The sequence below is a fragment of the Streptomyces griseorubiginosus genome, from assembly GCF_017614965.1.
In the GTDB taxonomy this organism is placed as follows: domain Bacteria; phylum Actinomycetota; class Actinomycetes; order Streptomycetales; family Streptomycetaceae; genus Streptomyces; species Streptomyces griseorubiginosus_B.
The window spans coordinates 1-22,754 of sequence record NZ_WVUG01000134.1 but is presented as its reverse complement, the minus strand read 5'-3'; the positions used below and the strand labels follow the sequence as shown (position 1 = coordinate 22,754).

The window sequence follows — 22,754 nt, the reverse complement described above, 5'->3', positions numbered from 1 at the left end:
GGAGATCCGCGCCCCCCACCGCCTCATCCCCCGGTCGAGCACGATGGGCCACACGGCCCCGTCCCCGGCCGCCGGGGCCTGAGCAACGGCTTCCCGGCCCGCGCCCACGGAGTCCTCGCGGCAGCAGGGCCCGGTCCGACAGCACATCGGGGCCGGAGAAAGCCGCGCTACGGCCCTACGCCCTCGGGTAGCGCGTCAGCCAGCCCGGGGAGGAGCCGGCCGGGCCGTGGAGGGCCGGGCCCTGGGTCATCTCCATGGCGAAGTCGTCGGCGAGTTCGAGGACGGTGGGGCGGCCCTCCAGTTCGGCGAGCCACGCCGGGGGCAGCGCCGTCTCGCCGTGCAGGGCGCCCAGCAGGCCGCCGGTGAGGGCGCCGGTCGGACCGGAGGGGCCGTCCTGGTTCACGGCGAGGCACAGACCGTGCCGTACGTCCTCGCCGACCAGGGCGCAGTACACCGCGGCGGCGAGCACGCCCTCGGCGGAGCCGTCGCCGGCCAGTTCCTCGACGCGCAGCGGTGTCGGCATGCCCTGCCGTACCGCGCCCAGCGCGTGCTGCAGCGCGTCCGACACCGGCTGGTGCCCCGGCCGCGCGGCGAGCAGCGCCAGCGCCCGCTGCACCGCGCCGTCCAGGCTGTCGCCCCGGGCCAGCGCGTGCACGATCACGGCGTACGCCCCCGCCGCCAGGTAGGCGGTGGGGTGACCGTGGGTCTGGGCCGCGCACTCCACCGCGAGCTGGACGACGAGTTGCGGTTCCCAGCCGACGAGCAGTCCGAAGGGCGCCGACCGGGCGACCGCCTCGGGCCCGACCTCGGTGGGGTTCTTGGGGGCGTCCAGCGTCCCCATGGTCTCGTCGCCGAACCCGATCAGCAGCGAACGGGCCGGATCCCGGCGCGCGTACAGCCACTCCTCCCGGGCCAGCCAGCCGTCGTCCTTGCGCCGCTCGTCGGGCCCCCAGTCCCGCTGGGTGGCCGCCCAGCGCAGATACGCCCGGTGCAGGTCGGTCGGTGGATGCCAGGCGCCGGTGTCCCGGCGCACCTGGGCCCGTATCAGCCCGTCGACGGAGAACAGGGTGAGCTGGGTGAGGTGGGTGACGGCACCCCGCCTGCCGAAGGCGAAGGCGAGGTCCACGAGCCCCTCGGCGCCGTACGTCTCGCGGATCTGGTCGAGGTCCAGGGCGTCCACCGGCGCCCCGAGCGCGTCCCCGACGGCCGCCCCGAGCAGCGTCCCGCGCACCCGGCTGCGGAAGTCCTGCTGCTCGACCCGGCCCCACACGGCCCCGGTAGTCACAGTCACCAAGACCTCCCCTGCGGCACCGCCCGACGCATGACAGTCCAGCACTGTAATCGAACGGGGACGGTGCGTTCAGGGGGCATACGTGTATGGGAGGAGTGACGGAAGTGGCCGTTCATGGCTGCTCATGGCCGGTTTTGACCGGATGTGCCGTCGCCTTGCCGATCGAGCCGGGCGAGGACGGCCGCTCGCTGCTCCCGGGCCCACGGATAGCCGGGGTTGAGCTCCAGGGCCCGGTCCAGGGCCGCGAGGGCCTCCGTGTGACGGCCCAGGTTGCTCAGCGAGGCGCCGCGGCTGGCGTGGGCCGAGGCGTAGTCGGGGTCGATGGCGAGGGCACGGTCGTAGTCGGCGAGGGCCTCCTCGTCGCGGCCGGCCACCCGCAGCGCGTCCCCGCGTTCGCAGTGCCCCCAGCCCCAGTCGGGCCACAGCCCGAGGGCGTGGTCGAGGTCGGCCAGCTGCCGGGCCGGCTCCCCCAGCGCCCGCCACACCCGGGCCCGGCGGCCGAGCGCCCAGCCGTAGTCCGGCTTGAGCTCCAGCGCGCGGTCGAGGTCCGCGAGCGCCGCGTCGAGTTCGCCCTCCCGCTCCCGGGTTGCCCCGCGTGAGGCCCAGGCGAACTCGTTGGATGCGTCCAGCCGGATGCCCTCGCTCAGGTCGCGCTCCGCGGCCTCCGAGTCGCGCAGGAGGCGGTGGAACTCGCCGCGCAGGGTGACGTTCCAGGCGTCGTCCGGCTCCAGCGCGACCACCCGGTCCAGCAGGGCGACCGCGCCCCGGTGGTCGCCGGTCCGGCTCAGTGTGACCGCCTTCGCCCGCAGCGCCCGGGCCAGGTCGGGATCGAGGGCGAGGGCACGGTCGTACTCCTCCAGTGCGCGCCCGTCGTCCCGGTCGCGGGCGAACGCGTCGGCCCTGACGCTCCATGCCCGGGGCCGCCAGGGCTCGTCACCCCGGGCCCGGTCCAGGAGCAGCCCGAGCAGCGGGACCGTCCCGCCCGCCGCGAACGCCTCGGCGAGGTCGTCCGCCCACGCGCGCACCACGTCGGTGTCCGCGTCCTCCCCCGCCTCCGCGAGCAGGGCGATCCAGCTCCGTACGACGTCGTCACCGTGGTCGCAGGCGTCGACGAGGTCGTCAAGGACCGCGGGCAGCGCGGCCCGGGGCGCCTCGCACAGCGCGTGGTAGGACTCGGCGAGGCGCAGGTCCCGCCACTGGCCGTCCGGCCAGAACCGGTCGGGGGCGAGGGTCTCCTCGAGCCGTTCCCGCCACCGCCCGAACGCCCGGGTGAGCCGGCCGTGCCGCTCGCTCCAGGTGCGGGGATACCAGCGGCGCTGCAGCCGCAGCATCGGCGCGCGCACCACGTCGTGGTAGCGCAGCCGGCCGCCGCGCTCACCGACGAAGGGCATGCCCCGCAACCAGCCGTACAGCACGTCGAGTTGGTCGTCCGGGCAGTCGAGCACGGCCCGCAGGACGTCCGCGTCGAGCCATCGCGGCAGCGCCCCGGCCAGCGCGGCGGCCCGGCGTACGGGATCGCGCTCCCACTTCAGGAACCGCTCCACCGCGTCCGCGCTCGGGTCGTCGACCTCGTCCAGGCCGGCCGGGCGGGCCTCGGCGAGGGTGGAGACCAGCACCGGCAGTCCGCCGGTCAGCCGCAGGACCTCCGCGACGACGGGCTCGTCCCGCACGCCCCGGTCCGCGAGCAGCCCACGTGCCTCGGCGTCCGTGAAGGGGCCGAGCGGCACGTCGGTGAGGAAGTCGGCGAAGCCGCCCCAGCGGGCGGTGTCGAGGGGGCGCTGTCCGGCGGTGACGACCACGACCGTCGCCGGCAGGGTGCCGTACCGGTCGGTGGTCATCACCTGGTGCAGCCATGCGTCGAGGACCGGTCCGGTGCGCTCGTACGTGTCGAGGAACAGGACGGTCCACGGTGCCGCGTCCGCCGCCTCGGCCAGCGCGTCCAGCAGCACCGGGGTGAGCACGGCGGCCGGGTCCAGGACGAGTCGCACGTCCTCCTGGCTGCGGAAGCGGGCGCTGAGCCCGGCCCGCAACCGGTCGACTCCTTCGGCGAGTTGGACGGGATCGAGGGCGCCGGCGAGGGGGCCGACCACGGGCACGGCCGCCGCGCCGATCAGCCCGGCCCGGGTCACCGCGAGGCTCCCCGCCGAGGGTCCGTCCCGGTCCGTGTCCGGGGCGGCGAGCACCGCCTCCGCCTCGTGCCGCCGCTCCCGATGCGCGGCGAGCAGCCGGTCGAGTTCCTTGAACCGGTGTCCCTGGGCGGCGAACTGACGGCTGATCACCTCCAGCGCCTCCGGCAGGCCGCCGGCGCTCTCGTCGACGTACGCGGTGAGTGCGCCCCGTTCCCGGGCGATCTGCTCCAACTCCCTTACCAGGAAGGTCTTTCCGACGCCCGCGTTGCCGTGCACATGGAAGCGGAAGCGGTGCCGCTCGTCCTCCGGCGGCAGGTCGAAGTTGCCCCGGAAAGCGGCCCGTTCGGCCGCTCTGCCGACGAAACCGGCGCGTCTGCGGCGGGCGATCAGCTCCTGCATCGACGGCCGCGACCCCCGTGCCTGCGCCACCGGTCCGTCCTCTCGTCCGGGAACCCCTCGCGTCGGCAACATTCTGGCCCACCGGGGTGAGGACGGCTGATCATCCCGGGCAAGATTGCTGTCATGTCCACCAACACACCCCCCACCACCCGTGCCCTCGACCTGACGGCCACGCTGCTCACCGCCGGAGTGGCCCTCTACATCGCGCTCGTCGCCTTCGGGAACATCACCGACTTCGGGACGAACCAGGCGTTCGTGCAGCATGTCCTCGCCATGGACACCACGTTCAAGGACGACGACCTGATGTGGCGGGCGATCACCAACAAGGGCCTGCAGAACACCGCTTACGTCCTGATCATCGTCTGGGAGACCCTGGCCGCGCTCGTGCTGATCTACGCCACCTGGCTCTGGGCCCGGCGCGAGCACGCCCGTGCCCGCGCCCTGTCCGTCTACGGTCTGCTGATGCTGTTGCTGCTCTTCGGCGCCGGGTTCATCGCCATCGGAGGTGAGTGGTTCTCCATGTGGCAGTCGAAGACCTGGAACGGACTGGACGCCGCCCTGCGGGTGTTCGTGTTCGCCGGGATCACGCTGCTCGTCGTGCTGCTGAGCGACAACCGCCGCACGGACGCCACTACTTGACGACCGCGACCTTCGTGCCCGCGGTCCCGAAGGTCCACAGCGCCGCCCCGTCCGCCGTCCGCATCCGGACACCGCCGGTACGGACGCCGGACGCGGGCGGCGGCGAGGAGCCGTCGACCGCGTTGGAGAAGGCGATGTTGACGCCGGACTGGGCGGAGAAGTACACGATGTGCTCGATCTTCACGCCGTCGGATCCGGTGATCGGGCCCTCGGTGCGGGTGCCGACCGTGTAGGTGCCCACGGCCGGGCTCACCGTGCCCGGCCAGACGGCGAAGGTGCGGCGGGCCGCGTCGCTCGCGTCGACCAGCCAGACCGTCTTCTGCCCGAGCGAGTACACGATCCGGCGCCCGGTCCCGGAGCCGTCCGGCACCTTGGCCGGAGCCGCGGTCCTCGTGGCGGAGGGGTGCGCGCCCGCGGAGGCCGACGCGTGCGGCCGGGAGGCGGCCACGTGCGGCTTCGTTCCCTTGTCGGCCTGCACGGCCAGGACGGCGACAGCGGCGATCGCTCCTACCGTCAGACCGGTCACCCAGACCTTGGGGGCTGGCACGGCACGCATCTCCTCGGTTACAGGACCCCTGGAACCCGTCGGAACAGGGGTCCGATCATCGTACTGTGAGGCTCCCGGTCCTCAGTCCAGCACGGGCAGCAGCTCCGGAAGGTGCCCGTCCGAGACCGCCGCGGCCCGCTGCCGTTCCTCCGGCACCTCGCCGTAGAGCGTGGTCCGCGGCCTCGCCGGCCGTCCGGCGGCCTCGGCCACGGCGATCAGGTCCTTGACCGACTTGTACGAGCCGTAGGAGGACCCGGCCATCCGGGAGATCGTCTCCTCCATCAGCGTGCCGCCCAGGTCGTTGGCGCCCGAGCGGAGCATCTCCGCCGCCCCCTCCGTGCCCAGCTTCACCCAGCTGGTCTGGATGTTGGGGATGTGCGGGTGCAGCAGCAGACGGGCCATCGCCGTCACCGCGCGGTTGTCCCGGACGGTCGGTCCGGGGCGGGAGATCCCCGCCAGGTAGACGGGCGCGTTGGTGTGGATGAACGGCAGGGTCACGAACTCCGTGAAGCCGCCCGTCTGCTGCTGGATGCGGGCCAGGGTGCGCAGGTGGCCGAGCCAGTGACGGGGCTGGTCGACGTGCCCGTACATCATGGTCGACGACGACCGGATGCCGAGTTCGTGCGCGGTGGTGACGACCTCGATCCAGGTCGCCGTCGGCAGCTTGCCCTTGGTGAGGATCCAGCGGACCTCGTCGTCGAGGATCTCGGCGGCCGTCCCGGGGATGGTGTCGAGGCCGGCCTCCTTCGCCGCCGTCAGCCACTCCCTGATCGACATGCCGGTGCGGGTGGCGCCGTTGACGACCTCCATCGGGGAGAAGGCGTGCACATGCATGCCGGGCACCCGCTCCTTCACCGCCTTCGCGATGTCGAAGTACGCCGTCCCCGGCAAATCGGGGTGGATCCCGCCCTGCATGCACACCTCCACCGCGCCGACGTCCCAGGCCTGCTGGGCGCGGTCGGCGACCTGCTCCAGGGAGAGCGTGTAGGCGTCGGCGTCCGTCCGCCGCTGGGCGAAGGCGCAGAAACGGCAGCCGGTGTAGCAGACGTTGGTGAAGTTGATGTTGCGGGTGACGATGTACGTCACGTCGTCGCCGACCGCCGCCCGGCGCACGTCGTCCGCGATCCGGGTCAGGGCGTCCAGCGCGGGCCCGTCCGCGTGCAGCAGCGCCAGCGCCTCGGCGTCGGTGAGGCGGGTCGGATCGTCGGCCGCGGTCGCAAGAGCCGCCCGGACGTCGGTGTCGATGCGCTCGGGCGCCATGCCGGGCGCCGCGGCCTCGCGCAGCTCCGCCCAGTCGCCGTACACCTCGTCGAAGTCGTCGCGACGGTCGGACGTACGGCCCTCGGTGTCGATGGCGGTGTGCAGGTCGGTGCGGCCGGAGGCGGTGAAGGCCTCCTCGGGTTCCTGCCAGGGGTGTCCTTCGACCACGGCGTCCGGGAGCGCCAGCCCGGTCTCCGGGTCCGCCAGGGCCCGCACGTGCGGGCGCAGCCGCGGGTCCAGCCAGGGTTCGCCGCGCCGGACGAACTCCGGGTACACACACAGACGTTCCCGCAGCGCGAACCCGGCCGCCTCCGACCGCGCGGCCAGCTCCTCGATCTGCGGCCAGGGGCGTTCGGGGTTGACGTGGTCGATGGTCAGCGGGGAGACCCCGCCCCAGTCGTCGATGCCCGCCGCGATGAGCCGCTCGTACTCGCCCTCGACCAGGTTGGGCGGGGCCTGCAGACAGGCGGCCGGGCCCATGATGTGCCGGGCGACGGCGATCGTCGCCACCAGCTCGTCCAGCTCCGCGTCCGGCATGCCGCGCATCGCGGTGTCCGGCTTGGCGCGGAAGTTCTGGATGATCAGTTCCTGGATGGAGTGGTAGGCGCGGGAGACCTTCCGCAGCGCGAACAGCGACTCGGCCCGCTCCTCGTAGGTCTCGCCGATGCCGATGAGGAGGCCGGAGGTGAACGGCACGGAGGACCGCCCGGCGTCCTCGAGGACCCGCAGCCGTACGGCGGGCTCCTTGTCCGGGGAGCCGTAGTGCGGGCCGCCCGGCTCGGACCACAGACGGGTGGCGGTGGTCTCCAGCATCATGCCCATGGAGGGCGCGACGGGCTTGAGCCGCTGGAAGTCGGTCCAGGACATCACCCCGGGGTTGAGGTGGGGCAGCAGCCCCGTCTCCTCCAGGATGCGGATGGATATGGCGCGGACGTAGGCGATGGTGTCGTCGTACCCGTGCGCGTCCAGCCACTCCCGCGCCTCGGGCCAGCGCTCCTCCGGCTTGTCACCGAGGGTGATCAGGGCTTCCTTGCAGCCGAGGGCGGCGCCCTTGCGGGCGATGTCCAGGACCTCGTCCGGCGACATGAACATCCCGTGCCCGGCGCGGCGCAGCTTGCCGGGGACCGTGACGAAGGTGCAGTAGTGGCACTTGTCCCGGCACAGCCGGGTGAGCGGGATGAAGACGCTCTTGGAGTACGTGATGACGCCGGGCCGGCCGGCCGCCTCGAGGCCCGCGTCGCGCACCCGGGCGGCGGACGCGGCGAGGTCGGTGAGGGCCTCGCCGCGTGCTTGGAGCAGGACGGCGGCCTCGGTGACGTCGAGGGCGACGCCGTCCCGGGCGCGTTTGAGGGCGCGACGCATGGAGTTCTCGGTGGGGCCGGTTCCGGGGGTCGCGGAAGTCGTCATTCTTCGAGCATAAGGTCGCGCTGATCAGTACCGGAGGCCAGTCCGCGGTCACTCCGAGGTCAGTCCAAGGTCAGTCCAGGAAGGCGGCACAGCCGTCCAGCGCCCTCAGCACCTCCGCCTCCCCCTCCGGCGGCAGCTGGACCACGACCTCCTCGATGCCGAGGTCCGCGTAATGGGCGAGCTTGCCGGGGGTCGGGAAGACGGCGTACGGGACGACCTGGAGGGTGGCCGGGTCGCGCCCGGCGTCGGTCCAGGCGGCGCGCAGCACGGGCAGGGACTCGGTCAGCCCGCGGCCGCCGATGGGCAGCCAGCCGTCCGCGTACTCGGAGATGTGCGAGAACAGCTTGGGGCCGGCCGCCCCGCCGATCAGCGTGCGGGGCCCGACCACCGGGCCGCGCGGCTTCTGCACCGGCTTGGGGAAGGCGGAGGAGGCCCGGACGCTGCCGAACTCGCCCTCGTACGCGGTCGGTTCCTCCGACCACAGCGCGCGCATCAAGGCCATCCGGTCCCTGACCAGCTCCCGCCGCGTGCGCCACTCCACGCCGTGGTCGGCGGCCTCCTCGACGTTCCAGCCGAAGCCGAGGCCGAGGGTGAAGCGGCCGCCGGAGAGGTGGTCGAGGGTGGCGATCTGCTTGGCGAGGTCGATCGGGTCGTGCTGCGCGACCAGCGTGATGCCGGTGCCGAGGCCGAGCCGCTCGGTCACCGCGGCGGCCTGGCCGAGGGCGACGAAGGGGTCGAGGGTGCGGCCGTACTCCGGCGGCAGCTCACCGCCCGCCGGGTACGGCGTCACCCGCTCGACCGGGATGTGGGTGTGCTCGGGCAGATAGAGGCCGGCGAAACCCCGATCCTCCAGCTCACGGGCGAGCCGGGTCGGGGTGATGGTCTCGTCGGTGAGGAAGATCGTGACGGCGATACGCATGACCCATCTGTACCGGGCAGGGGTGCGGATGTCCATACCGACCGGTCGGCACCTTGGTCACATGGCCGTAACCAGACTGTCTTGGTTCGTGTCTTGGTACGTGCCTCGGTTCGCGTACATGACATACCGTCGATCCCCGATTCCCTTCTCTTCCACGGCAGTTCACACCCGTACCGGAAGGTGGCCTCATGTGTGAGGACGCGCACGGCATCGGACGACGAGCTCTGTTCGTGACGGGCGCGGCCGCCGCCCTTACGTTGGGAAGCGTGAGCTTCGCGGCGGCCGACGGCCAGGACCAGGAGACCAGGACGGTACGCGGCACCCTGCCCCCGGGTTCGCCGGACTTCGTCTACGTACCCGTCGAAGTCCCTTCCGGAGTACGGGAGATCAGGGTCGCGTACACCTACGACAAGCCGCCCGTCCCCGCCGGCACCCAGGGCAACGCCCTCGACATCGGCATCTTCGACGAGCACGGCACCGAGCTGGGTGGCCGGGGCTTCCGGGGCTGGTCGGGCGGGGCGCGCTCGGAGTTCTTCCTCCGCGCGGACGACGCGACACCGGGGTATGTGCCGGGCCCTGTCCGCCAGGGCACCTGGCACGTGGCACTGGGCCCGTACACGGTGGCGCCGCAGGGCCTGTCGTACGAACTGACGATCACGCTGACGTACGGGGAGCCCGGCGAGACACCCCGTCCGGTGTACCCGCCGTCCCGTGCGCGGGGCCGGGGCCGGGCCTGGTACCGGGGCGACTGCCACCTCCACTCCTGGTACTCGGACGGCCGCCGCACCCCGGCCGAGATCGCGGCGCTGGCCCGGGCGGCGGGCCTGGACTTCATCAACACGTCGGAGCACAACACGCACGCCTCCCACCCCCACTGGGCCGAGGAAGCGGGCGACGACCTGCTGATCCTGCTGGGCGAGGAGGTAACGACCCGCAACGGCCACGTCGTGGCCCTGGGAACGGACCCGGGCACTTTCGTGGACTGGCGCTACCGGGCCCGCGACAACCGCTTCGGCCGTTTCGCCCGCGAGATCCACCGGGCCGGCGGCCTGGTGGTCCCGGCCCATCCGCACGCCACCTGCATCGGCTGCGGCTGGAAGTTCGGGTTCGGCGAGGCGGACGCGGTGGAGGTGTGGAACGGCCCGTACACGCCGGACGACGAGGTGACGCTGGCGGAGTGGGACAACATGCTGGTCGCGTCGGTGCGGGGGCCGGGGCGGGAGTGGATCCCGGCGATGGGCAACAGCGACGCCCACCGGGACCCGGACGCGGTGGGCCTGCCCCAGACGGTGGTCCTCGCGGACGACCTGACCCGCGAGGCGATCCAGGCCGGCATCCGCGCGGGCCGCTCCTACGTCGCCGAGTCGAAGAACGTCTCCCTGACGTTCACGGCATCGGGTGGCCACGGCGAACATGCCGGAATCGGCGAGCGGTTGAAGGTAGCCCCCGACACCCCGGTCACGGTGCGAGTGGAGGCCACGGGCGCCCCCCGCTGCACGATCCGCCTGGTCACGGACCAGGGCGTCCTGTACACGAGCGACCCGCTCCCGGTGGGGGGATCGGGGGTGGCGGAGTGGCGTACGACACCGGCGTACGCGGCGTACGTACGGGCGGAACTGCGGCACGAGACGGCGGCGGGGCCGGTACCGGGGGCGCTGGCGGCGTTCACGAATCCGATCTTTTTGGGGCGGTGAGGCCTGAAGGCCTAAATCGCCTCCCCTGCCACTCCACTAAACCCAACGAGGTCATTCCGCTTCGCCATGTCAAGTATCTCCGGGAGATAATCCAGTTGGCGAACCGAAAGGGTCAGCAGGACATACTTCGCCTCATGATCCGGTTCCTCTTCGAGGTCGAATCTCGAGGGCTCCAGAACGTCTTCTAGATCCGGCCATCTACTCAGCAACTCCCTGCGGAAGCGCAACACATCAGGACTTACCTCAAGGTCGCCGGCGTCACCTTCAGCAAGGTTATTGAAGACTTCCTCAGGGTCTCCGACGCTGCGTTTCCAAAAAGCGAAGTCACTACTCACCGAACATCCTTTCCACTTAAGGGTTGCAGATTGGGCACTCTGTATCACGACGAACTACTGAAGTTTTGAACCCGTAGGTATTGGCTAGCCATTCATCCTTCCGTCGCTGCCCCTTCGTGTAATTCGACTTGTTCACCTTCACCTCGTAGAGGTGAAGGTTTCCATCTGAATTTCTAACTGCGATATCTACCTGGCGAACACCGTATGGTGTCCAGAGTTCCAGGCCGTTCCCGTAGCTCTCGCTATAGATATCAGATTTGGCGTAGAACTTCTCAAACGTAGCCGTCATTTCATCGACGCCGGCAGCACCCCGGGCTTTGTCATGCTTGCGAAAGCCGCAGTTGTGAACCAGGACTGGAGTCTCGCCCGCCAGCACATAGTACGTATGGACGCCCTCGACCGTGAGGTCGTACGTGGTCTGCCAGTCTGTGAGGTGGCGGACCGAAAGGATCTCGGCGGTGTGTCCGTCCGGTTTGCGAAGGGTCATGCCTACGCGGAGGTCACCGCCGTCGATCCACTTTCCTGCCGAGGAGGACCAGAAGGGGTGGGTGGTGGTGGCGGTCAGGGAGCCCTTCGCGTTGCCCTTGCCCTTGCCCTTGCCCTTGCCCTTGCCCTTGCCCGCAACTGTGACCTTGACGAAGTCCTTGTCGTCGTGAGTGACGATGGTGCGGACGACTTCCCTCGTTGTCGTCTTCCCCGTGTCCGGGTCGGTGACCGTGACCTTGTCTCCGACCTTGACGTCTTCGATGGGCTTCGCTGTGCCGTCCGCAAGCCGCACTTCGGTCTCGCCGACGAAGCTGTGGCACATGCCGCTCGTGTTGCCACGGGTTCCCTCAGGGCCGGGCATCGAGCCCGTCGCCAGTGCAAGGCCGCTCCCCGCGCGCAGTGCTTCGGCGAAAGAGGAGACAGCCCCCGGGCAGTGTCCCTCGATCGCACCGCAGACCTTGAACTTGGCCAAGGCTATGACTTGAAGGGCGCCGCTGAACTGGTCGGAGTCTTCCGGGTTGGTGACCCAGTTGCTCAGCGTTCCGAGGTTCCATCCTCCCGTAGACAGGGTGTTGGTCAGCTGCTCCTTCAGTTCCTTGGCGTGATCCCACTTGACCGGAACATTGACGCCGGGGAAGACCGTGACAGTGCCAGGGATGAGGGTCGGGCCTGTGGGGGCATCGCTCCAGCCGCTGTTGACCCACCAACCGTCGTCGTAGCTGTTCCCGTCACAGCCGCTGCAACCCCAGGAGGGGTCGTTGAGAGGCTTGCCCCCGCTCTTCCTGGTCGGAGTGTTGTTTCCGTACTGGGTTCCGCCACCGCACTCACTGGGCGAAGCACAACCCATCAAGCCGCTTGGGTCACTGGTGCTCACCGGGTTGTTGTCGGCGTAGCTGTAGCCGTTAACGGATTGCGCGTCGGCCGGGTTCAAAATCGGGTCCACGCTGAGGAACTGGCCGATGGTGGGGTCGTATTCGCGGGCGTCGACGTGGGTGAGACCGGTGGTGGTGTCGCGGGTTTTGCCCAGGAAACCCTTGTCGTTCGGCCAGGGGCCGTAGAGGGGCTTGCCCCGGTCGGCTCCGAAGGGGGTGGTGTAGCGCTTGGTGAAGGTCTGGGCCGTGTCCGGGGTGAAGGCCAGTGATGATGTGCCGTGCTGGTCACCGGCCAGGTACGTCAGTTTGTTGGTGCCGGATTCGTTGGAGCGCATCGCGGCGGTCATTCCGCCGGCACTGTAGGAACGTTGGGCCCAGATGGTGCCGTTCGCACGGAGATGGAGTTCGGTGGCACCAGCGTAGAGGATGCGCTCGCCGTTGTCCGTGCTGCGGATCAGCAAGGTGCCGTCCGCGGTGTAGAGGTAGTTGGTCGCCGTGCCGTTCTCGGTGAGCTTGGTCAGCTTGCCTTCGGGGGACCAGTTCAGTTCCTGGCGTGCGCTCTTGCCAGGGCGGTGCCAGGTGTTGCCGGTGGCGTCGTAGTCGTAGCTGCGTTCCGGAGTGGTGCAGTTGTCCTTGGTGGACGTGCCGGTCAGGGTGTGCGGCTGTTTCGTGTTGGTGTAGCAGTAGGTCGTGTTCGTGTCGGCGCCACTTGTGTGGAGGGTTTCGCTGGTGCGCTGGCCTGCGTCGTTGTAGGCGTAACTGGTCCAGTACGGGGCTGGTCCGGAGAGGCTCGAGGCGCTGCGGGCGTCGGTGCACTTCTGTGTGGCGGGTGTCCATGCCTCGGTCAGGCGCTGATGGCCGTCGTAGGCGAAGCACTGGGTGTCGGCACTGCTGGTGCCGCCCAGGGTGGTGGGGTCGCCGATCTGGGTGACGTTGCCGGCCTGGTCGTAGACGTAGTTGAGGTCCTGCAGCATGTACGGGTGGGTCTGGTCCGTGACATTGCTGCGGGTCAGGCGGCCGGTGCCGTCCTCGAAGTCGTTGCTGACATAGATGTTCTTGCTGCCTGAGCCGCCGGTACCCAGCGTGAGCTGTTGAGGCTGAGTCAGGGAGGAATACGACACGTCCCGCAGGTAGCCGGTCGATCCACCGATCGAGATCAGGTTCCCAAGGCCGTCGTACCCATAGCTGATGTTTTCCGACTCAAGTCCGCCAAGCGCCGGTTCTTTGGCGTACTGCTGGGTGCCGTCGATGTTGTAGTAGCTCTCGTACGCCAGTGTGGAGGGTGCGCCCGCCTTTACGAATGGGTCGCTGGTCGGCAGTCCCAACTGGGTTCCGGTGGCCCGGTTCAGACTGTCGTAGGCCGTGACGGTCTGGGTGTAGGCAGCGCCGGTCTTGCCACCCACATAACGGATGGAAGAGGTAGGGAGCCCCTTGAGGACCGTGTCGTACGTGTAGCCGGTCAGTTGGTTGGCATCCGTCTTCGAGCCCGTCCAGGTGCCGGTCACGCGCCCGAGTTCGTCGTAGTCGGTCAGGACCGACGTGCCGCGGGAGTCGGTGGACTTGATGGCTTGGTCGAGGGTGTTGTACTCGGTGGTCGAGGTGCCCTTGTCCGGGTCCGTGACACTGATCTGACGGCCGAAGAGGTCGTAGGTGTAGGACCACCTGGCGCCGTCCGGACCCTTGATCGACTCCTGACGGCCATCGAGTTTGTACGTGAATTTCGTGTACGCGTACGACGCTCCGGGGCCAGTGCCGAAGTCCGGGTCCGCCGGACTCACTCCCGCGTACTCACGCGTCTCCGTCGTCCGTCCGCGTACGTCGGTGATGGTGCGCTGCGCCGAGCCGCCGGCAACGGCCGTCGAGGCGACGGAGTCGCCGGTGTAGCTCGTGCTGGTGGACCACTTCTTGACCCCGTAGACATACAGGGCGCTCGTCGTCGCGCGCTCGGCGCCGTCGAACACGGTCTCCGTCTGCGTGGGGGCTGCCCCGTACTCGGCGCGCGTGTAGGTGCCGTTGGGCGTACTGGTGGTGTCGAAGATGTCTGCGTACGTCTCGTAGGCCAGGCCGCGCGTGTCGTAGCGGGTGTCGGTCAGCAGTCGGCCGCCCTGTGGGGTCGGCGCCTGGTTCTGAAGCGGACGAAGCAGGGCGTCGTAGATCGTGTAACTGGTGTTGTAGGTGTCACCGTCCTTCTTCAGAGTCGAGGTCGACACCCAGGACGGCTTGGTGTTGTCGAGGTGGTAGGCGTACCTGGTGTTCGGAACCTGGCTGCCGCTGACCCGGTTGGGAAGCCATACATCGGTCAGGCGGCCCAGTGCGTCGTAGCTGAGTTCCGTCTTCTTGAGATTCGCGTCGTAGCTGCGCAGTGTCAGGCCACGGCGTGGATCGAGGAAGCTGGTGGTCTTGAACAGCTTCGGAGCCGGGTCGGTCGTGATGGTTTTCGTGAGCGGACCGGCATCGGTCGGGGTGTAGGCGGTGGATGTGCTGTGGCCGGCGTTGTCGGTGACGGTGAGTGGCCGACCGAGGGCGTCGTACGTGGTGGTGGCCACAGCCTGCCAACCCGTCGGGAGCCTGTCGCCATTGGAGTCGGCGGTGGCCCCGTAGCCGGTGGCGCGGCCCCTCCAACTCGCCTCGCCCTTGGTCGGCTTCTGTGCCGCCGTCCAGCCGGTGACACCTGTGGTGTCGTAGACGATGGCAGTATCGGCTAGGACATCGCCGGGCGTGTCTTTGGTGGCGGGCAGCGCGAGGTTGGAGTCGGTGACCGAGCAGGCCTTGGCCACCGAGCGGTTGCGCGACGGCAGGCTGGTGATGCCGGCGTCGCTGTTGCGGGCGTACCAGGTGCGGGTGCAGGTTTCATCGCCTGAGACACCCACCTGTCCGGAGTCGCTCACGGTGGAAGGCATGCCGAAGTCGTCGTACGTGGTGCTCACCGTGCGAGCGCGCCACGTCTTTGACGTGGTCAGGTAGGTGTATGTGTTCGTCTTGTCGGTGCGCACGTAGCGGGCCACGTGGTCCCCCGCACCAGGCGGGGACTGCCGTGCGGTCTCGTGCGACCAAGGGTCGGTGACCGTTGCCGTTATCGCGGTGGACCCGTCGTACGTGACCCGCTCGCGGAGTTGTCCCGCGTACTGGTTGCTGTCGGTGAGCGAGGCGACACCGAGGTCAGGAGTCGTCATCGGCGCGAAGGAGACGGTTTTGGCGCTTCCGTCCTTGTTCTTGTCGCCGTCCATGCCCTGCAGATAGAGCGAGACCGTCTTGGAACGTGTCACGCTCGTCGCGCCGGTCCAGGCGGTGACCTGACGGTATCCGCGCCAGTCCGACCAGGTGCGTTCGTCCTTCGGCGTGAACGGATCGTCGCTGTAATGCCAAGCGGCGCCGCTGTAGTCGTAGGCGTGTTCGACGGCCTCGTTATTCGCGGCAGGGTCGGAAACAAGCACGGCCAGCACGCGGTACTTGTGGAACCAGTCGACGGCCGCATTCGCAGCGCCGTTGATGTGCCAGTACTGCGGATAGCACGAACGCGTGTTGGTGTCCTGCGGAGCATCCAGGACCGCGCTGCGCTTGCACTCGGGCGAGGACAGGGTCACCGTCGTGATCGCGCCGGTCTCCGAGGTGACGGTCGAGATGCGAGGGCGGGTCAGCGGCAGGATGTTGTCCGTTGCGTCCACCCGGTTAGGCCGCATCTGGTAGGTGAACGAGATCGGACTGATGGTGACGCTCGTGTCGCCGGCCTTGCCGGTGCGCTTCAGTGAAGTGAGCGTCAGTACCTGGTCGGAGCTGTCACCGATGTCCCCGCCGTCCAGGAACTGCTCTGCCAGGTCCCATGAGTCCACCGCGTCGTATCCGCCGCTTGTGGCGTTGTACGAGGTGGTGTCGATACCGGTCAGACGCTTTCGGGTGAAGAACGAGGGCGCTGCCGTGTTGCAGTCGTCAGCACCCTGGGCGCAGATCGCGTCGAAAGGCACGTCCGGCCAGTTGTCGGCGGTGCTCTTGGTCAGGCTCGAGCAGTCCGAGGCCGTGCAGCGCTCGGCATAGCCGAAACTGACTTTCGCGTCTGCTTTGTCGGTGAACAGCGCGCCCTTCCGCAGGCCGTATTCGATCCTGGAAAGGTAGCCGCCGCGTGTGTAGGACGCGTTGGCTGTCGCGGACTTGTTCTTCGGGTAGTAGTTGGACTCCTTCGAGTACCAGTACGTCGCCGCGTTGCCATGCGTGTCCTCGACATAATCGAGGTTCCATCGCCATGCCTGGGTGAGGGAGCGATCAGCAAAGGCGTCACCGCCCGCGTAGCCGGGCTCTCCGGAGTCGTCGCCGAACACCGGAACGGTCCAAGTGGAGTTGGTGCGTTGAGTGTCCGCGCCGTCCAGCTTGTTCAGGCCGAAGACGTACTTGGTGCCGTCGCCGGTGACCACGGTCCAGTACTCACCGTCGTCGTCGCCGTTGTCCGCGCCGGTGGAACGCGTCACCTTCGAGGCGTCGTCATTCTCCAGTCGCCATTGGCCGTTTCCGTCGTCCTTGACCAGACGGGTGGACTTGCCGTTGAGCACCAGGCGGGCATTGTCGTACTTCCAGCAGAGATCGAAGACGTCCGCGTGCCCGTCGTCGTCACAAGAGCCGTAAGTGCGCTCGACGTAGGAGTCGGTGAGGGTGAACCCTTCGCCGATCGAGGTGCCCTGGTTGTTGGTGGTCGAGGTACGGCCGTCGATACTGCCCGAGTCGTACGAGAGCGACAGGGGCGGCACCGGACCGGCCGCTGCCGGAGGCAGCGTGAAGTCGTACGACCAGGTAAAGGAACCCGAGCTTCCGCCCGCCTGCCATGAGGACGACGGCGACAACGGCGTCGCACTGTAGTTTCCGGTGCCTGCGGAGGACTGGCCCGAGCCTCCGGAAGCGGCGGTGACAGCCAGGACCGTCGTTGCCGACGGGGCTGCATTGGCGGCGCCGCTCAACTGCACATTCGCTGAGACCGTCTGGCGGGCGATGTCGTTGTCCGATTTCAGAGGCGCCTGGTTACGGCACTCAGCCTCCTGCGGGGTCGTCAGTGCGCAGGAGGGAAGTTGGACCAGACGCAAGCGCTGGGCCCAACTCCCGCCGACAGCAGACGCGAAGCCTCTGTAGTCGACAGTGACGTGGGCAGTGCCCGCCTTCTCCGCTGCAGCGGTCAACAGGACGCCCGTGACGCCCGCGTTCCGAGCGGCCGTCTGGTCCAGAACCGTGACGCGTGCCTGGCCGCCCGCTGCCTTGTCCTTCGCCGACGAATCACCGGACGTACGAACCCACGGGCTTACCTTGACGGGAAGGCCTCCCGGCGAAACGTCGCCCGATGTGCCGGGAATCAGCCTGAGCTTCGCCTCGCCCCTCTTCGGCCAGGCGAACGTGCGTTCCTTGCTTCCCCGTCTAGCCTGGTTCGCGTTAGCCCTCTTGTCAGCCGTGACCTTCCGTCTGGCTCCTGCCGCGCCTGGCCCGTCGTACTCCTTGACCTTGCTGACCCGCGACTTTGGCACGACTGGCCGCCCAAGGCCGCTCGGCTCAGTGGCCTCGGCCACCTGTGCCAGTCCTAACGGCACCACCAATGCCAGCGCCAGCGATTGCGCCAGCAGTCGGCCGGGACGGTGTGGTGCGGCAATACGACGCTGGTTTGAAGTGTCTATGCCAAATGCCATTGTTCCGTCCCGCCCCATCCCGTGGAAAGAAGTTCAGCAAGTCGTCGCAGACCTCGTCTGCCGTGTCCGTGAGCCAAGGACCGCCTCGTCAAGTGCTGTCCCCCCGCAGCTTCCGCGCCGGTCAGTCGCCCACGGTTTCCTCGACCTGTTCTTGGCTGGCCATCGCGCCCGCCCAGATCCGTACTTCCGCGACCCGGCCGGGTAGATAGTGCTGCCAGGCTCCTGAGGTGAACCCCTTACCGATCGCGAAGTCGCCCGTCCCCGCCTTCGCCGTGAACGCGCGGGCGTCATCGTTCTGCGCGTGCCCGAGATAGAGGCTGATCGTCTCCGACTGGGCGTCGAAGACTCCGGTCAACCGGACCATCCCGTCCAGTAGCGCGACTTTGTCGGAAGCCACCGCGCTGAAGGTGCCGTTGTTGTTCAGCCGGCCGAAGCGCCAGTACCCGACGGGGACGGTCTTCTCCTCCATCGTGCCCTCATCCAACACTGTCTCTTTGCTGGTTATCTCGTACCAGAAGCCCCATGCGGAACCGTCCACCGTGCGCTGGCCCAGTACCTGTCCGGTGTAGCCCACACTGCGCTTGGCCAGTTCGTCGCCGTCGAGAGAGGCAAGTGCGGTGACCGTGAAAGACCCGGTGTCGTCCACGACCGGCCCGTCTGTCGTGGCTGCGTTGTCCACGCCGTCCAGCACGATCGCCTCACCGTCCAGCGAGGCGCCACCAGTCAGCGCCAACGACCTTCCGTAGCCCGAGGTGGAGTCCTGAATGCTGCTGCCACTGCCCCGGTCGGCCGACCAGTCGGCGACCAGCTCCGCGCCGTTGTAATGGGCGCTTGTGCTGAGCCGCGCCTCATCGGCGATCAGCCCGGCCGGCAGAGCCCGCTGCCACACCGTGACCTCGTCGACGTTGCCGCTGAAGTAATCCACGTAGTTGTCAGCGAACATCACGCGACCGATCTGCAGCGGACCGTCCGCGTTCCAACCCGCTCCCGCGTCCGTGCTGCCCTGCAGCACTCCGTTCACGTAGAGGCTTACGGTCTTTTCCGCAGAGTCGTACACCCCGGCGACGTGGGTCCACACGCCACGAGGCGTGGGCTGCTTGGCCTTGACCTCGTGATAGGCGGGTTCCGTCGAGAGCACCCGCATGCCCCACATGTTGTCGCCACCGGCGCCGTACGACAGATAGAACGGGCTGTACTTCTTTGCCCACGGACTGTTGACGGGGCTCTGGCTGAGCACTGTCAACGTGTGATTCGCCTTCGGGTCGACCCGCACCCACGCGGCTACCGTGTACGACGACCGGGTCTCCAGGACCGGGCCGGCGGTGGCCGCGTACCCCGTGCTCCCGTCGAGGGAGAGCCCGGCATCCGTTTTCGGCGGGTCCAGAGGCGCTCCCGAAGAGTCGTGCGTAAGCAGCCCGCGTCGTCCCCGGTCGTCCCGCGTCGCGCCGCCACCCATGGTCGCGTTGTCACTTCCGTCAGCTGTAGCGGAATCCAACGCCGCGCCGCTCGCCTCGTCGAAGTGCCACTGCCCCACAGGGGTGTCCGTGGCGACCAGGAAGTCCACCACCGACTGCGCCCCCGCCCGCCCGGTGCCGACATTGTCAACGGCACGGACATACAGGCGGTAAGTACCCGAGCGACCCGGCGTGAGACCGACCGTGACAGTCGAACCCTTCTGCGGCGCGGACCAAGCCGCATCCGCGGACAGCTTGTACTGATAGGAGGCTATGTTGGCGTCCCCAGAGGCCGGCTTGAAAGTGAACGCCCCCGGCACGCCCGCACCGCCCCGTGCCACGCAGTCGTTGCTCGTGCACTCGGTGTACGGCGTTCCGAAGGTCACCTGCGGCGCCTTCGGCGCCGTCGGATCGACCTTGAAGTAACACCAGTCGTCTGTCGAGGCGTTGGAAGGCCCTGCCAGATAGTCCTTTCCGCCGTTGTAGTAGGAGCGCACCCAGGCCCGGTAACGGTAAAGGGTGCCCTCGGCCAGGGTCGACCAGGTTATGTTCAGCTTCGCGTTGTCGCCGGCGTAGCCCGTGGAGGGCCTCAGATCACCGTTGGCAGCAGGGGCGTCCGACCATGTGCCGTTGCCGCCTTGCTGGTCGACGTCGAAATAGACTCGCAACTGAGCGTCGTCTTCGCCGCCCGACTTCGTCTGCGCCGTCGCCATCAACGATGGCGTAGGAGATGACACGATCAGAGGGTCCGCAGCCTTGGTCTCACACACGGGCTTGCCGCCAACGTTGAGGCCGATACCAGTGGGCTTGTCCGGGAGCCCCACGAAGTCCACAGCGAGTACGGCGTCGTTCTTGAACCGCTTCCACGCGGAAGTGTCGGACTCGTCGTGAGCCTTGATCTCCAGCGTGAGGCGGGAGAACCCACCCGCCGCGAAGCTCTGGACCGTGGGGGTCAGGTTCTCGTTCGACTCGCTCGGGTTGTCGTTGAACTCGATCGGTGCGTCCGGTGAGTCCGGGTCGCACAGCGATCCACGTCCGGCCGAGACGTTCTGGTCCACCATCAGGTCCAGTTCCTTGGGACGCGTGGACCATGTGGTGGAGGAAGAGATGTTGTTCGTTCGGACCAGATCCACCCAGCGCGGGTCGCACTGGAACGCCCACGGTTCCGTCACCCGGAACGTGGCATCGAGGATCTTCTTGCCCTTCAGACTGGCCGGAGAGAACTCGAAATACAGCTTCTGCACATACCCCGGGCCGCAGTAGTAGCCGCTCCAGGTTCCGCACTTGCCCGCGCCCTTGCCCTGGCCGTCGTCTCCATTGGCCCACCCGTACGACTCGTAGCCGTCACTACGCAGCAGCGTGCGCTCCGACTCGCCCCACGTCACCGTCGGATCGATGAACACCGGGAAGGCCGAGTCCTTCGTCGTCGCCAGCATGTCGGCGTCCGGGACCACGGACAGAGAGTCCTCGGTCACGTCCACATCCATGCGGGCTACCGTGTCACCTAGTCCCGGTTCCAAGCCCGAACCGGAGGACGCAGACTCCGAAGGGTCCGACGGCTCGGCCCTGTCACCGGCGGCAGTAGCGGCCAACTGCGTCTGCGAGCCGGTCTGTCCGGCTGAGTCCCACATCCGCGCCGGCGGGGACTTGAAAACCGTGCGGCCGCTGCCGTCGACCGCGGTGAGGTTGCCCGCCGGTCCCTCCCGAACGTCCAGTCCCTCTGCCTTCATCCCGAAGGTGAGCTTTTTCAGCTGATCGCTCGCCGCGGCTTCGGGAGTCTTCACCACGAACACGGGCTGGAAGCTCTCCGGTGTCGCTGTCACCTTCAGGTCGACACCTGGCAGCACGTCCGCATAGAGAGCGTTGGTGCCGTCGAGTTGCGGGGTCGGGAGCACGCCTGGCCACGCGAGGTTCAGGGACGTCCCCTGATCGGAAATACGGGCAAGGGTGGTGTCCTTGCCTCCGCCCGAGAATGCCATCCTCACCGCGGCCGCTTTCGGGGCGACCGAGCCGTCGGAGCGCTTCTCCAAGGTGGCGTCCGGCGTCTGCCAGCCACCGCCGGGCTTGGGGACGCGAACCGGGACAGCCGAGTCCTCCAGAGTGAAGGTGTAACCGTCGGGGTTGGCGTAGACCGTCGTCCGATCCGTCCGCTGCCCGGTCACCTCTACGCGCTGACCGGATTGCTTAGCATCCGCCAGCGCCTGCTGGCCCTCCGACAGCGGTGGGGTCTCTGGCTCCGCATCGGCAGCGAATGCGGTCGGTCCTGGAAGCAGCGATGTTGCAACCAAGGCGGCCAAAGCGGCCGCCTTAACGGCTAAGCGTCTGCGCTGTCTCCCTCTGCCACACGTGCCCCACCACACCCGCACAGAACCCCGCCCCCCGCAGTCACAGGATCTTCATAAGCGAACAGGATTCAAACCTGCCTCTTACCTTCTGTCAAGGACACATCACTGCGTGCCGCTGCGAACCGCTTCGGATCGCGATCAGATCTTCCAAGCCTTCACCCGTGGGTGATCCGTGGTGAGCAGGCCGATGTCCTCGACGTCGGACGTCAGGATGGTCACCGGTCCCTGGTGCTGTAGGGCGGTGGCGCACAGCATGGCGTCGATGGCGTACTTGTGGCCGTGCAGGCCGGCACCGCGCAGCAACGCCGCTGCCGTCTGGGCCAGCGACTGAGTGACCGGCTCGACACGCAGACGCGAAAGCGTCCACCGCAGCGCCGCGTCATTGATCCGAGGGTGAATCACCTCGACCAGTACCGCGGCGGACGTCACGACCGGAGAGTCGGCGTCACGGGCTGCCGCCAACCACTCGTGTACCTCTCGATTCCGCTCCACCGCCTTCGCCAGCCCCTCACTGTCGAGGACCAGCGCACCACTCACGCGGCGGCCCCAGCCCCGGGTGTCTCGCCGCCGAGCAGGGCACGCTTGGCCGCCACCGCCTCCTGGTCGGCAGGGCCATGCACGGCCTCGAACTCCGCGATCAACTCGTCCAGGTTGTCGCGCTCTATCTGTCTCTGAGCGGCCTTCTCCAGATACGCGGACACCCCACGCTTGCCGACCCGCTCACGGATGGCCTTCAGAGTGCCGGCAGAGAGCGTGACAGAGATCCCGCTGCTGGGCCCTTCGCCGGGCGGGAAGTCAGCCGTGTCAGTCATACCCTCATTGTGGCATTGCAAATGGCATAACGCGACGGACCGGTCGGCCGGATCAGTCCGCGACTTGCGGAGCACAGGCCAAGGGCGTGGTGGCATAAGGTCCGCCTCCGGCCCGTGCGTCTTCCAGGGCCGCCATGATCTCCGGCGCGTTCCTGATCAGTACCCGGTGCCGGTAGGCCCGGACCACGGCTGCGGCGCCCGCGAAGTCGTTGGTGGGGAGGCTCCTGTGGCGGCTGCGAGTTCGTCCTCGAAACGCTCCCGGTCGCCCGGGAAACCGTACCGGCGGAGCGCGCTGCGCAGATCGTCCACGGTCCGGATCTCGGGCTGCGGCATCGCTTCCGCTCTCTGTACGGTGCTCACCACACCCCCGCCCCGCACTCCGCCCACAGGAGCTTGCCGCCCTTCGAGGCGCCCAGTTCGCGGAGGACCGACGCGCCCCAGGCGTCCGCGCAGGCCCGGACCAGGGGGATGCCTCGGCCGTTTTCGGCGTGGGGTGGGGGTTCGGGGG

12 protein-coding genes are annotated in these 22,754 nt (G+C 68.5%); 2 read left to right on the top strand and 10 right to left on the bottom strand.

What is annotated here, in order from left to right:
• Positions 1-175: 175 nt before the first annotated feature.
• Both GRC12_RS24035 and GRC12_RS24030 read right to left on the bottom strand, forming a co-directional pair.
• Complete coding sequence (locus tag GRC12_RS24035) at positions 176-1,291, bottom strand: ADP-ribosylglycohydrolase family protein (protein WP_208781435.1); 1,116 nt, start codon at positions 1,289-1,291, stop codon at positions 176-178.
• A gap of 122 nt (positions 1,292-1,413) precedes the next feature.
• A complete protein-coding gene (locus GRC12_RS24030; protein WP_308286617.1) occupies positions 1,414-3,849 on the bottom strand; it encodes a tetratricopeptide repeat protein in 2,436 nt (811 codons plus the stop codon).
• Positions 3,850-3,942: 93 nt separating this feature from the next.
• On the opposite strand from GRC12_RS24030, the gene GRC12_RS24025 reads away from it, so the two are divergent.
• Positions 3,943-4,458, top strand: coding sequence for a DUF2165 domain-containing protein (locus GRC12_RS24025; protein WP_208781434.1), 516 nt, complete (start codon positions 3,943-3,945; stop codon positions 4,456-4,458).
• On the opposite strand, the gene GRC12_RS24020 is transcribed toward GRC12_RS24025, so the two are convergent.
• The 3 genes from GRC12_RS24020 to GRC12_RS24010 form a co-directional block, all read right to left on the bottom strand.
• Positions 4,451-5,014 carry a hypothetical protein gene (locus GRC12_RS24020; RefSeq protein ID WP_208781433.1) on the bottom strand — a complete coding sequence of 188 codons (564 nt, stop codon included), beginning with the start codon at positions 5,012-5,014 and terminating at the stop codon, positions 4,451-4,453. The two genes, GRC12_RS24025 and GRC12_RS24020, sit on opposite strands and share 8 nt — an antisense overlap.
• 72 nt (positions 5,015-5,086) lie before the next feature.
• Entirely contained in the window at positions 5,087-7,672 is a 2,586-nt protein-coding gene (locus GRC12_RS24015; protein WP_208781432.1) for a bifunctional FO biosynthesis protein CofGH, read from the bottom strand.
• Between the two features lie 70 nt (positions 7,673-7,742).
• Complete coding sequence (locus GRC12_RS24010) at positions 7,743-8,591, bottom strand: LLM class F420-dependent oxidoreductase (protein ID WP_208781431.1); 849 nt, start codon at positions 8,589-8,591, stop codon at positions 7,743-7,745.
• Between the two features lie 188 nt (positions 8,592-8,779).
• Here GRC12_RS24010 and GRC12_RS24005 point away from each other — a divergent pair, with 188 nt between their 5' ends.
• Positions 8,780-10,285: a CehA/McbA family metallohydrolase gene (locus GRC12_RS24005; protein WP_208781430.1), complete on the top strand. Its 1,506-nt coding sequence runs from the start codon at positions 8,780-8,782 to the stop codon at positions 10,283-10,285.
• Positions 10,286-10,296: 11 nt separating this feature from the next.
• Here GRC12_RS24005 and GRC12_RS24000 read toward each other — a convergent pair whose 3' ends face one another.
• From GRC12_RS24000 to GRC12_RS23980, 5 genes are all read right to left on the bottom strand, one after another.
• Positions 10,297-10,620, bottom strand: a complete 324-nt coding sequence (locus GRC12_RS24000) for a hypothetical protein (RefSeq protein WP_208781429.1) — start codon at positions 10,618-10,620, stop codon at positions 10,297-10,299.
• 16 nt (positions 10,621-10,636) lie between these two features.
• Positions 10,637-17,635, bottom strand: a complete 6,999-nt coding sequence (locus GRC12_RS23995) for an RHS repeat-associated core domain-containing protein (protein WP_208781428.1) — start codon at positions 17,633-17,635, stop codon at positions 10,637-10,639.
• A gap of 121 nt (positions 17,636-17,756) precedes the next feature.
• Positions 17,757-21,068 carry a LamG domain-containing protein gene (locus GRC12_RS23990; RefSeq protein WP_244373685.1) on the bottom strand — a complete coding sequence of 1,104 codons (3,312 nt, stop codon included), beginning with the start codon at positions 21,066-21,068 and terminating at the stop codon, positions 17,757-17,759.
• A gap of 504 nt (positions 21,069-21,572) precedes the next feature.
• Positions 21,573-21,971 carry a type II toxin-antitoxin system VapC family toxin gene (locus tag GRC12_RS23985; RefSeq protein ID WP_208781426.1) on the bottom strand — a complete coding sequence of 133 codons (399 nt, stop codon included), beginning with the start codon at positions 21,969-21,971 and terminating at the stop codon, positions 21,573-21,575.
• Entirely contained in the window at positions 21,968-22,246 is a 279-nt protein-coding gene (locus tag GRC12_RS23980) for a hypothetical protein (protein ID WP_208781425.1), read from the bottom strand. Before GRC12_RS23980 ends, GRC12_RS23985 begins: the two co-directional genes overlap by 4 nt.
• Between the last annotated feature and the right edge of the window lie 508 nt (positions 22,247-22,754).

Bases quoted from the DNA above. Each gene is read 5' to 3' on its own strand.
- GRC12_RS24025 (WP_208781434.1), top strand. From the start codon at position 3,943: ATGTCCACCAACACACCCCCCACCACCCGTGCCCTCGACCTGACGGCC.
- GRC12_RS24020 (WP_208781433.1), bottom strand. From the start codon at position 5,014: ATGCGTGCCGTGCCAGCCCCCAAGGTCTGGGTGACCGGTCTGACGGTA.
- GRC12_RS24015 (WP_208781432.1), bottom strand. From the start codon at position 7,672: ATGACGACTTCCGCGACCCCCGGAACCGGCCCCACCGAGAACTCCATG.
- GRC12_RS24010 (WP_208781431.1), bottom strand. From the start codon at position 8,591: ATGCGTATCGCCGTCACGATCTTCCTCACCGACGAGACCATCACCCCG.
- GRC12_RS24005 (WP_208781430.1), top strand. From the start codon at position 8,780: ATGTGTGAGGACGCGCACGGCATCGGACGACGAGCTCTGTTCGTGACG.
- GRC12_RS23995 (WP_208781428.1), bottom strand. From the start codon at position 17,635: ATGGCATTTGGCATAGACACTTCAAACCAGCGTCGTATTGCCGCACCA.
- GRC12_RS23990 (WP_244373685.1), bottom strand. From the start codon at position 21,068: ATGGCATTCTCGGGCGGAGGCAAGGACACCACCCTTGCCCGTATTTCC.
- GRC12_RS23980 (WP_208781425.1), bottom strand. From the start codon at position 22,246: ATGACTGACACGGCTGACTTCCCGCCCGGCGAAGGGCCCAGCAGCGGG.